The sequence below is a fragment of the Bacillus sp. sid0103 genome, from assembly GCF_019219025.1.
Window position 1 is genome coordinate 25824 of sequence record NZ_JAHUWN010000045.1, and the last position, 12118, is coordinate 37941.

Here is a 12118-nt window from a genome sequence, read left to right on the forward strand (position 1 = left end):
CACGTGAATCATATAAAACAATCACGTGTTTTCCTTTTATACAAATTGTTCTACCTGCACATCTTTTAAGAATGATGTACCTGATTCTGGTCTATTAACACCAAAATAATCACAAACCGTTGCTCCTACATCAGCCATTGTTGAACGATGTCCAATGTACATTTTCTTTGCTCCAGGCGCATCAATTAATAACGGTACCCTTTCACGAGTATGCTGACTATGCCCTATTGTTGGATCATTCCCATGGTCAGCCATTACAATTAATACATCCCCTTCTATTAATTCAGCACGAATTTTTGCTAAACCTTCATCACTATCTAATAAACGATTTCCATAAAGGTTTGCATCTTGTGCGTGACCAGCTAAGTCGGTCTCTTGAATATTTAAACATATAAAACCATATTCCATTTCTTTCATTTTTTCTACTGTTTGTTTAAATAGTGTTTCTGAATCTACCCCAGGAATAGATTGACCAAATCTATTCTCCACAATATCTGCTACCTTTCCAAGTAAAATGACAGGAATACCTTCTTTTCCAAGGATAGTTGGTACCTGAGTTTCTGGGTCAATTCCATATCCTAGATGAATTACTTGATAGTTTTCCTTATAAACTCCTGAAAGTGGTGCGTCAATTCCAGCATAGCCGCCTGGCTTTGTTCTATAAGCAGATTTAATGGAATCAACAGTCGCAGCTTGTCCACCAAAAGCAATTACTCGGGCAACTTTTACAACTTGACGTACAGTTTTTCCAAGACGAACGATATCTTCAAATGCTACCTCTTGAAGTGTCCCTGTTACATTGTATACTTGTCCTGGATCTGTTTCTAAATTATCGCCAACTGTCATTGTCTTATTAACCAATAATACTTGTTCCCCAATATTCCCAAGTCTCTCTACTTCATAGCAACTCTCTAATAAATGTTTTTCTACTGTATCAATAACATGTTGAAATGGTTCCCGCCAAGGCTTTTTAGGAAGAGTTCCCATAATTTCTTGATGACCGAAGAAAGTATCTCCACCAATATGTGCCAAATCAGATATTCCATAATGAGGATTTTCTACTTTTTTCATTTGACCAATATCTTCACCAACTGCATTCATGATCCCTAATCCTTCAAGTTGTGGCAGATATAAATTAGGATTGTTTGATAGTACACTTTTGCAGGTATTTGAACCAATATCCGCTGGTCTGACTTTAGGCACATCATCCATTGCACCGACACCAAAACTATCTAGCACTACTACTATAAAACGTCTCATGTTAGATCATCTCCAATTCTTTTCCAAATGTGTCATAAATCCCTATTAATTTAGGACTACCTGTTTGAATCCCCTCTACTAGTGCAACATCGCTTCTAGTGACAAACAATTGTGTTCTAAATGCCATAATAACTGTTGCTCCAACATCATGAATTCCCTCTAATCCAAAATGATAGTCAATTGCTTCTGGAGATGGTGGAATAACCTTTACCACTATATTTTCTCTGCCTTGTTTTTGAATTAATGCATTTTCCACACCAGATCTACGATAATGCCCACCACCATAACAATAGCTAGTTCCATTATATTTATGTGCGATCTCTGAAACATAAACAAGTGCTGGAACTTCCGGCTCATCAGATACAGCATGAAGTGGAGTGGTGCCATGTAAACCGTGTCCTGGTTCTCCATGAGTTGCTCCATATTTAGCAAGAGATGAAATTGTTGTACATGCTGTTGCAGAAGGCATATTGATTTGTTCAATAGAAAAACCTAAATCTTTTAACATAACCGCTGCAGCTTTAACAGTTTCCGCATTGGAAGTAGGCATTATTTTCTTTTCTATCTTGTCATATAAAAAACATGGAAATGAAGTGACACCCATTAAACGTACATGAGATAACTCTTTTATTTTTGCAGTAAGTTTTTCTGTTTCTGATAGAGTAAAACCACATTCCTGTCCTGGATAAACTACATCTCCTGGCTCAATCACACGAACCATTATGTTTTGAATAATATTTTGTTGTTTTGCAGCTTCATTAATCTCTACGGCTTTCTCATAAGAATAGACAGTCCATGCTTCTGGTTGCATTGCTACAAATTTTGGTACCAATGCGCTTGGTACCTGAACGAGATGACCTACATGTCCAATTTTTATGCCATGTTGATGAAGAGTTTGCGCCTCTTTAAAATCTACACATACCGCTCCGACAAATCCAACTTCCATTAAGCGTTTACAAATAACTGGATTCCTACCATACTGCTTTGACATTAGATACAATTTAATACCATGTTTTTTTGCTTCTTCGACCATTCTTTTTCCATTACTAATGATTTGGTCAACATCAATAACATACGTATCTGGACGAATAACCCCCTTGTGATGAAGATCACAAGAGACATCTACAAGAGGTTTGTTTTGTCTCATTGTTTTATGCAAAAACATATTTTATTCCCCCTGTGAAACCACTGCAATTGCCTTAGATAGTATACGTTTGACTGTTTCGCTTCCACTTCTTAAAGGATTAATTCGAATCATACGATCCGCAAATGTTGGGTCAGCTATTAAGAATGTTCCACTAACACGATAGAACATTGGTACCATTTCGTATTTTGATTCTGCTCCTACCGGATATGGAGCCGCACCTAATTTTTCTGCCTCTTTTAATACTTCTTTTGCAATTGGCTTCTCTAATTCAACAATTAATACTTTTGATTGCGCATTTGCTAAAAACGCATCTTTTACACCTTCTACTGCTCCAGAGCGTAATTCCGTTACTAGCTGCTCATTTACCTCAGCTTGAATAGCAAGCATAACTGGTGCATAGACCAATCCACGTAATGCATCTAATGCTTCATATCCCTGTACTTGCGAACCACCTGAATATTGATGTTCTTTCAAACGGTCAATGTACTCTTTATTACCCACAATACAGCCAATTCCTTCAGGTCCAAGTAATTTAAATAAAGAGAAGCATGCTAGGTCTGCTTGGACTTGACAACCGATCTTTGCCATTTTCATTACTGCATAGTTATCATCTGTTACAATAAATAATTCTGGACGTACTTCACGAATGGCACCAATAACTTCTTCTAAATCATATGAATCATACGGTGTTTGACGTGTTACTTGTACAAGGGCACCAGCTAAATCAGGGTGTTCTGCTATTATTGATTTCAACTCATCAATATGATTAAAATTAGCTGAAATCGTTTCGAGTCCCATCATTTCAATGGAAGTTTTTGTTGTTGGGTATACTGGCGCTTCATGAATAAGGAGCTTTGAGCAAGGTTTTAACCCAGAATGCAATGCTAACCGAATAGCCATTGTACCTGCCCCACGGACAAGAAGTGCTGCTTCTGCATCAAAAAAATTCGCAATAACTTCCTCTACCTTTTTTGTTGTTGTTGGTTTACCATGTCCTGGAACCACACCAAGATCACCACGAGTTAACAAATCTCCTCCTGGGAAAATTTTTGTCATTTCATCTATTAAACGAAATTGAAATGATTTTGCTTCTTCTAATGTTAAGCTAGGGAGAGGACATACCATATCCCAGTTTGAATTCATAGTCATCTTATCCCCTCTTCACCAAGCAATAGCCTCGGATTTTCTATTAACATTTGCTTCAAATCTTCTTCTTCTACACCGCGCTCTTTCAACATCGGAATAAACACATCAAATAAATAACTGTAGCCAATGCCACCAAATTCTTTCATATGGGATTTTCTCGTTAAATCTACACTAAGAACAATTTGCTTACTGTATCCTTTTCTTATCAGTGAAGCAAGGATATCTGCACGAAGTTCATCTGGTTGATAATTTATCTTACCTATCGTATCAAATTCTACGTTCACACCATCTGCTAACATCTTCTCTATATAAGCTTCATCCCCAGATAAATCCACATGCCCAATTACTACTTTTGATAAATCTACTTCACGTTGTTTAAAAAATTCGACTTGTTCATGCCCCAATGTTCCTAAAGATGTATGTGTTGTAATCATCTTACCAGTCTTCTTATGAGCAATAACTGCCGCTTCAAATAATTTCTTTTCAAGGTCTGTCCAAATATCTTTTGATGTACCAATTTCACCAATTACCTGCGCTTTTTTATCCGTCCCCTGTAACCCTACTTCAATATCACGAATCATTCTTTCTGCAATTTGCTCGGTTTTTTCATGTTCTAGATAATCTGGTAAAAAAGGTTCCTTATAGCAGCCCGTTGAATGAATAATTTTCATTCCAGATGCTTTAGCGACACGCTCAACGTACTCAACATCTTGCCCCATACCATCATTGGTTACATCCAGAACTGTTGTAACACCGCGTTTCTTTAGTTCTTTCATTTCTTGTACCGTCTGTTCAAAACAATCAAGATAGCAATCTGGATTGTTTTTTGGGCCAGAAAGATCAATTGTAATATGCTCATGCATCATTATATAACCTGCCATTTAATCTACTCCTTTTAAGAAAGAGGTGCTAATTAATTAGCACCTCTTTTATCCTTTTTATTGTGGTGGTGTATAAAGTCCTAGAAGGACAAGGATATTCCCAATAATTCCGACCGCAATGGCCCCAACAGGTCCTACAGCCATACGGACAATCGGGCGGCCTGCTGCTTCATTCAACAAATAGAAACCGGCGATACCGAAGAATCCTAATCCGGGTACAATCGCATTGGCCGCGTTCGCTCCTCCTATAAGAAGAGCAACCTCCAACACACGTGTCATAGCTGTACGAATATTTTCCCCTGAAGCTCGAATACCTGGATAACGATCTAAAAATTTTGCCATTTTTGTTAATAGTTGAATTTCCAGGAAGATTACGAGAGCACCGGCAATTGCCGCCACTACCGGGTTAGGCGAGAAAATCCCTACGCCGAACACGAATGTAAAACCGACAGGACCATATACACCTGTTGCGATTGCGGTACTTGCAATTAAAGGCACAAAACCGATCGCCTTTGCCAAGGCTGCGACTCCACCTTCAGAAATTTTTCCATCCGCCAATAGACTGAGAGAAATTGGATCCCCGGCAATTAATAAGAGATTCGTAGCGGCTGCCACTAGACCTCCGCTAATCATCACGACCCAAGAGTACTTTTTAATACGCGCTACGCGGTCGGTAAACAAGGATGCAAGCATCGAAAGGCTCTGCTCCTCTGACTTTTCCTTCATTGCGTAGGCAATCAAGAAGGTCATGCCAACGATAAGTGCAATCCCTTCTGGACTTAACACAAGGGGCGTACCGTTAATATGAAGCAACTTTTCCGTATTGCTGAACACGACAAGCTGTCTAGCAAGCGCAGCTGCCACAAATGCAGCAATCCCTTTCTTGATGCTAAACTGAAGTGCAATCGCAATGACAGGGAAAACCATAAATGAAACTACTACCGGTTCTCCAATTTTGTTAAATCCATCAATAAAATTGAGCGGAAGCATTTTGAACAATTTTACAACCGCTTGCAATCCGAAATAAATACCGGCTCCATACAGACCGCCGAGTAGCCCTGCCATTACAGTAGTGAATTTACCACGTCGGAAGGCCAAACCGATAATGTCCGTTCCAAGCAAAATGCTGTGGATTAACAGAATGCTTCCTGAAATCGAAATGGGAATCCCAAAACCGATAACAAGCCCGAAACTCATCGCAAAGGCTGTCACTCCCAACTCTTTTCTGCTCATACGGCCTTCTAAATTCTCAGGAACAATCGGTCGCAAACCATCGTTGAATACCGCTATACCCAAATTCGCCATCACGGCCGTGATGACCCCGATACTAATTAACAGCACCGCTTCTAGCATAAAACTTCCCCCTTTTCTCTTTTCAATCTATTATTTATTCAACAAAGCTTTCATAATATATTGCACAGCCGCTTCTTTATGGTCTCCCGTGAATCCAAATGCTTTTGCGCCCTGCTCGACAGCCATATCCACCTTTTCCTGTTTAGGAGGCTGACCAGGCATAGAAACTGTTGCACAGCTTGCTTTTCCCATTAATGCGATAGCCATGGCCAAAGCACCGCCGCCACCTGTATGACATGCACCTAAATAATAATCGGCTTGTCCTGATTTCAGCGCCATCGCCGCCTCCAAATCGGACTTCACCACTGTCTCTACAGCCTCTCCCCCAAATTGCTTCACCAAAGCTTCAATCTCTTTCTTTTCTACTTGACCACCAATTACAATTTTCATATATTTACCTTCTTTCCATAGAATAAAATTAATGTAGAATTTTAGTATTTAAGAATTTAAAACGCTTACAAAATGCATTAAGAGATATTGTCGTTCTTCATTAGGCAATTCCCCTTCTAAAACCGACTCGACCCATGCAACGTTTTCCTGCGCTTGGGAAAAGTATGGAGATTGCGTAACTTCATTCATTATAACTTCGGATGGAGAATGCAGCTCCTCGCCCTTTTCAATTCGTGTAACTGCCATTGCCAGGTGAGTGATCAGCATAGCATGCTTTTCTTCTTCTTCTGGAGCCACAAACTTTTCAATTGTCCGCTCACAAACTTTCTTTGCATTTTCTGTAATTGTGTCGGACATGAACAAAATATCAAGTCTTTCAGTCAAAATCGTCATTTCTTCCACTCTCCTTAATACTTCGGTATTCGTTCACCGCATTCCACCTGTTGTTGTACGGCTGTGATACGCTTGCAGGAAATCAAATTAAACAAATACTGAATCTGTCTGTTATGCTTGTTAATGACACAAACTGCATCGCTCATATATTGATCCATCTGCTTGGCTTCATCAGTAGTTAATGGAACCACATGGAAAGATTTGTCGTCAATCTCATCCACATTCCATACCATTGCATCAATGGATTTTGCTTTCAAGTGCTGCAGCAAATGCATATAATTGAGATTCACGTATTCTACTTGCTTTCCCTGCGCTTCTACAAGCGTCAACGCCTGTTGGTCGGTAGAAAAGCTATCGATGCCGATTTTCATCCCGTCTTTAATTTCAGTCGCTTCCTCCGAAAACATAAGAACATGCCCAGAAACATAGGAACTCGGTCCAAATTCCTTCAAAATCATTAATTCCGAATTTTTTGAAATGGCTTCTTCGGCAGCATACTTAGACACAAGCGCAAAATCGTATCGCCCTTCCAGCACATTTGACAAACGGACAGCTGCACCTCTCATGAATGCGATATGAAGAGGCAATTCCAGATTGCTGAATTCCTCATGCAAAGCTGTCGCCAATCCTTCATACTTCTTAGAATACGGTAAGGGCATAACTCCAACTATCTTGTTCACACCACAGTATTGAAGCAGCATGTTCACGTTTTTTTTTCTTAGAAATGTACCTAAATGACCTCGGGACTCCAGCTCAATACACTGGCTTTCTTCCATCTTTTTTAAAACACTTTGTATCGTCCCGCGTCCGGCGTTGTATTTCTTGGATAGCTCATCTATTTTAGGAATACGTTCATCTTTTTCAACGAACAATAGCTCCTCGGCTACTTTCTGCATTACTATACCGCTTTTGGAATATAAACCTTGTAGAATATCCATAGTACCATCCTCAATATACAATTTCCTGTACTTTGTAAAATGAATATAGCATTTCTTGAAAGCCTTTTCAATATGATTTGCAAACTTTTTAAAATAATTTTTCATACTTTTGTTTCTTGCAATGAAATTTTATTACAACCTCTTACTCAATTAAAAGATCTTCAACTCTTGCACCTGTTACCTGAATAAGAAATAGGAGGATCCTCTTATTTGAAGAATTCTCCCAGTCTAATTCGAAACGAAAAACTCTATAAATAGCTTAATAGGAATTTACTTTACTGAAATGGACTTTCGTATTTATTTGCACAGGAAATAACCCACCTTTTTACAATATCAGATGGGTTTCTCACAAACTTCCATTATTCTATTAAAACCGCGCCTTTTCGAAACTACACAAACGTTTTATCGGATGGTGACAGTGACTCCGCCCCCCGACTTACATACTAATTATCATTAATTCGATACGACATTATTTTTTATGATGAGCAAATCTTTTTTATACATTAAAAAGAATAGCCCGCATATTGCTGTAATAATTTGCGTTCCAACTAACAGATAAAATCCACCTACAAAATTATTCCCTCCTAGACTCCCGATAACCACTCCCATTATTGTAGGCATAAATGCCGAAACAAGGTTCCCTATGCCATTTACGATTCCATATGTACTTCCTACACTTCTAGCAGCAGACAAATTTTGAACCATCGTCGGAATTGCTGGACCTTGTATTCCCCAAAATCCATTAGCCAAAATCAATCCGATTGCTGTAATGATCGGGTTTGTGGATATGATGGCCGTTGTCACAGAAAGAGCTGTTCCCACTCCACCAATTACGAATAAAAGAGTCAATTTTCTTGTGGGTAAGCGATCAAGGATGTACCCTCCAAGGAAACCAGTACCTATACTTACCACAAAAGGTAGCGAAGCGACAATTCCCATTTGTTTTAAAGAAAAGTGTTTCTCTTGCAAAAGATAAGAAGGTAACCACGCACTGGAACCCCACAAGTAACTTAATGTTGCAATTTCAATAATTAGAATCCAAATCAGTCCCGGTGTCCTAAAAGCTGTAGACATAGTATCAATTAGTTGCTTGTGCCTCTTAATTCCGCCACTATTCGTGGCATCAAAATTTAAATTTCTATTATTTTTACCTGGCCTGCGGATAAATAATAGAATGAGTGGTAAGCCAATTAAAATATTTAAAAGGGCTAATACATAAAAGGATGATTCCCAACTGAATTGATATATTAGGAATGTTATTAACGGAAAGCCAATAGAGAGTCCTATCGAAACCCCCATAGAACTTACTGCATTCGGTTTACCACGCTCATTTTTGTTAAATGTTTCATTAATATACATAGTTTTAAGAGAAAATAAAGGACCCTCACTTATTCCTAGAACTGCCCGGAAAATTAGAAACAAAAGTAGGGTACTCGCAAATGGAGATATAAAAGTAAAAAGAGCCCATAAAAGTATGCTCATTAACAATCCTTTGCGCACACTAAAAAAAGATTCATATACAGGAGTTAGAAAAAAGGCTGCAAGCCCATATCCAATTAAGAATATAGTCATTAATTGACCTTGCGCCACTCTATCATTTCCAATTCCAAAAGCACCTAAAAAATCGGGATTCGTGATGAGGATAGAAACATTCATTCTATCGACATATGAAATTACTACAACAACCAAAATAGCTAGGACCCCAAGCCATCTTCGAACATCAGATATATTATTTGACATTTTTCCACTCCTTTTATTGTGTTTCATATACAAAACACTGTTTTATATGAAAATTCATCATAATTTTATTCGAAGGAATACTAAATGTCAATAAAATTCAGAATTTTTAACTTTTATTAATTTAATAAATAGTTCTGGTAAACTATTAACCATTTTCAACCCAAAACTCCACATGGACGGCTCTCATGGTTTTTAATTTGTTTTGTGCTTACTTCAAGGACTGCAAGAACCGTCCCCATGGCCCTCACGAAACGACACTCTTTCGACTAAATACCAAATAGGCTATACTAATCAAACGTCTAATTGAAACAGCTGGCAGTACTGTATGATAAGAATATCTCCTGCAAATCAAGCAGGAAGATTGTCGAAATGCGTTTGAAAATTCCGCAGGAAATATCCCACCTTTCTACAAAATCAGATGGGTTTCTCGCAAACTTCCATTATTCTATTAAATCCTCGCCTTTTCGAAACTAACCAAACGTTTGATTAAAAGCAGCCTCAGTTCTCTCCATTCCTGACTTTCCTTCTGCAAATGCCCGAAAAGAATGTCGAGGGATGTCTTTAAAAATGCCTCTTTTAAAAAGGAACCTAAGTTTGCGACTGAACGAGGTTATGTGCCTAAACTTAATATTGTGATTTTTTGCTAGTTTTCCCTCAGTGGATTTAGTTTTCGTTATAAATATAGAAAGTTATTAAAATGAGGAACTTCTTCCTTTTCGGTGCCTGACACCTGGTTTTTTAAGTCAGAAGGAATCCGGTATGGACCTGAAATTTTGTCACTAGATTGTCACGAAATTAGGCGAATTTTGGCGAATCCACATACTATAGTCCGTGGTGATAAAGTCCTAATTATTATTTAATTAATACGAGATACAGCCACGATCATATTCATAGAAAAATCTCGCCTGAGCAAATAAGGAAAAGAGCCTTACATGCTAAGTGAGCAATCCACCCGCAAGCTGCCAAGGGAGTAAAACGAATTTTCCATACAAATAGTCAAAGCATAGTATTCCCTTCCAACGTGGCAGTAATTGACAGTTATAGTAGTAGGTAAGCCTTTTTTCAAATCAATCAGATTTAAAGGAGAGGAAGACTATTATTACTCAAAAGAGCTATTTTATTGAGAAGAAAATGATTTTACTGACGGGAGAATATGATGGTTATGGCAAGCTGTGTGCACGAGTCATGGCAGGAGGATCGTCTTTTCTGGTCGATCGAACACCCTTACAACTATTAGATGACACATTAACATACATAGGCTACGACCTAAGAGGGGCAACAGCTAGTGCCAAACTCATTCTTGGCGAGCGGACGAGGTGTCCAATCATCGTCAATCCTTACCTAGGTATTTGCCTGTTTCCAAACAAATCACCAAATAAGGCTGATTGCATTTGGTTCAACCCCGAACATATTTTGAGAACCAGAGCGATGGGATATAAGACTGAGGTGGAATTAAGTAACGGTCATACCATTATCGTCGATTCAAGATTAACTTTCTTTAATAGCAAGATTCACAAAGCCAATCAATTGATGCAGATATCTATGAAAAGAGGAAATCAACCAGGTCCGACCCATTTTTACCTCGAACCCCAAAAAAGGCAACCGCTAACCAAAGAGAAAACAGGAAAATACAATTTTAGTAGTTTAGAAAATAGCCAAAATAAATGAGTCAATCTGTTCAATAGATTGATAACAAAGGAGTAACTCTTTGGATACTTATTCATCTGTTCGCTATGGAATTGTATTAAGGAAATTAAGAATGGCACAGCAACTTTCCCAAGAGAGGTTGGCCTTCCGCTGCAGTCGACATCCATCCTATATCAGCTTATTGGAAAGAAATCTGAAAAACCCAAGCCTAGATACCCTCGTCGCTCTTGCACGCGGATTGGATATGCAAGTTTCTGACATGTTAAAGGAAATAGAACAACATCCTGAGAACGGCTGGTTAATCAGGACTAGGAATAATAGATAAATAATAAAAGTGGGGAGATTTTGCAAAAACCCCCTCTAGCCAGTTAACATAATCCCTTAAGAATGTCAGGCGGTGATACTGGAACCAAATTAAATTATACGCTTCGCCGATATTGCTGCTTGAATATTTTCCATCCCTTGTACCTTATAAAAATATAATTCCAATTCGAGGTGTTTCGTCGGCTATAGCCCGTGGAGTGATTTTGTCTCTAGAGATGTAATGGTCTTAAAAAGGAGAATTTCCTTGAAAAAAGAAAAGGCCATTTACATAGGAGAACCACTAAAACGGTTGAGGATTGAAACAGGGATGTCTCAAGAAGAATTTGCTCATTGCTGCAAATTAGACCGGTCATATATGAGTGACCTTGAAACAAACAAAAAAAGTCCATCCTTAATGACCCTCGTTAAACTTGCAGGAGGATTAGGTATTGAGTTTGAGGATTTGGCAAGGATCCTTGGAAAATCCATTGATTTCGCTCGTTTCTTTGAAGAAGAACCATACAAAGATTAGGACTCGCATAGTGCTTGATTCGCTAATTTACTAATCTCAACTGTGTTCAGTCAGAAGAGCCTTTCCGATGTCCTTGTCCTTCTTGCTATTCGAAAATGTTTGAATATTATCAAATCATGAACGCTCGTGATGTATTATTTAACGTATATTTGAATCGGGAAATACTTGAAATCGATGCCTTCAGGACAGAGAAGATTTGTGTATGAGAGTAGTAACAAAGGTAATATGTGACGAACTAGAAATTATCAAATTCTACATAGATGTCAACAACGGTTTAAAATTCCCTTTTTTCAACGGAACCAAATTCCCTATTATCAACGTTCTAAGACAGCTGGCTGAATGCCAGCTTTTTGCTTCTCACGAAGCCTATATGAATCTCCTTTAATGT

12 protein-coding genes are annotated in these 12118 nt (G+C 38.4%); 3 read left to right on the top strand and 9 right to left on the bottom strand.

The window, feature by feature from the left end; genetic code table 11:
* Nucleotides 1-36: 36 nt before the first annotated feature.
* The 9 genes from KW850_RS30305 to KW850_RS30345 all read right to left on the bottom strand — a co-directional run bounded on the left by KW850_RS30305 (nucleotide 37) and on the right by KW850_RS30345 (nucleotide 9248).
* Complete coding sequence (locus KW850_RS30305; protein WP_218351391.1) at nucleotides 37-1260, bottom strand: phosphopentomutase; 1224 nt, start codon at nucleotides 1258-1260, stop codon at nucleotides 37-39.
* Between the two features lies 1 nt (nucleotide 1261).
* On the bottom strand, nucleotides 1262-2425 hold the full coding sequence (locus KW850_RS30310) for a YhfX family PLP-dependent enzyme (RefSeq protein ID WP_256358544.1): 1164 nt from the start codon (nucleotides 2423-2425) through the stop codon (nucleotides 1262-1264).
* A 3-nt stretch (nucleotides 2426-2428) separates the two neighbouring features.
* On the bottom strand, nucleotides 2429-3556 hold the full coding sequence (locus KW850_RS30315; protein ID WP_218351392.1) for an aminotransferase class V-fold PLP-dependent enzyme: 1128 nt from the start codon (nucleotides 3554-3556) through the stop codon (nucleotides 2429-2431).
* Nucleotides 3553-4434: a phosphotriesterase family protein gene (locus KW850_RS30320; RefSeq protein ID WP_218351393.1), complete on the bottom strand. Its 882-nt coding sequence runs from the start codon at nucleotides 4432-4434 to the stop codon at nucleotides 3553-3555. Before KW850_RS30320 ends, KW850_RS30315 begins: the two co-directional genes overlap by 4 nt.
* A 57-nt stretch (nucleotides 4435-4491) precedes the next feature.
* Nucleotides 4492-5787: a YhfT family protein gene (locus tag KW850_RS30325; protein WP_218351394.1), complete on the bottom strand. Its 1296-nt coding sequence runs from the start codon at nucleotides 5785-5787 to the stop codon at nucleotides 4492-4494.
* 30 nt (nucleotides 5788-5817) lie between these two features.
* Nucleotides 5818-6177, bottom strand: coding sequence for a DUF2620 domain-containing protein (locus KW850_RS30330; protein WP_218351395.1), 360 nt, complete (start codon nucleotides 6175-6177; stop codon nucleotides 5818-5820).
* 48 nt (nucleotides 6178-6225) lie between these two features.
* Complete coding sequence (locus KW850_RS30335) at nucleotides 6226-6570, bottom strand: PRD domain-containing protein (RefSeq protein WP_218351396.1); 345 nt, start codon at nucleotides 6568-6570, stop codon at nucleotides 6226-6228.
* A gap of 14 nt (nucleotides 6571-6584) precedes the next feature.
* Entirely contained in the window at nucleotides 6585-7508 is a 924-nt protein-coding gene (yhfZ, locus tag KW850_RS30340; protein ID WP_256358545.1) for a GntR family transcriptional regulator YhfZ, read from the bottom strand.
* Between the two features lie 453 nt (nucleotides 7509-7961).
* Entirely contained in the window at nucleotides 7962-9248 is a 1287-nt protein-coding gene (locus KW850_RS30345; protein WP_218351397.1) for an MFS transporter, read from the bottom strand.
* Nucleotides 9249-10367: 1119 nt separating this feature from the next.
* Between KW850_RS30345 and KW850_RS30350 the strand changes: the two genes are divergently transcribed.
* The 3 genes from KW850_RS30350 (at nucleotide 10368) to KW850_RS30360 (ending at nucleotide 11730) form a co-directional block, all read left to right on the top strand.
* Nucleotides 10368-10916, top strand: coding sequence for a competence protein ComK (locus KW850_RS30350; RefSeq protein WP_308128885.1), 549 nt, complete (start codon nucleotides 10368-10370; stop codon nucleotides 10914-10916).
* A gap of 40 nt (nucleotides 10917-10956) precedes the next feature.
* Entirely contained in the window at nucleotides 10957-11220 is a 264-nt protein-coding gene (locus tag KW850_RS30355) for a helix-turn-helix domain-containing protein (protein ID WP_218351399.1), read from the top strand.
* A 243-nt stretch (nucleotides 11221-11463) separates the two neighbouring features.
* Nucleotides 11464-11730: a helix-turn-helix domain-containing protein gene (locus KW850_RS30360; protein ID WP_218351400.1), complete on the top strand. Its 267-nt coding sequence runs from the start codon at nucleotides 11464-11466 to the stop codon at nucleotides 11728-11730.
* Nucleotides 11731-12118 lie beyond the last annotated feature (388 nt).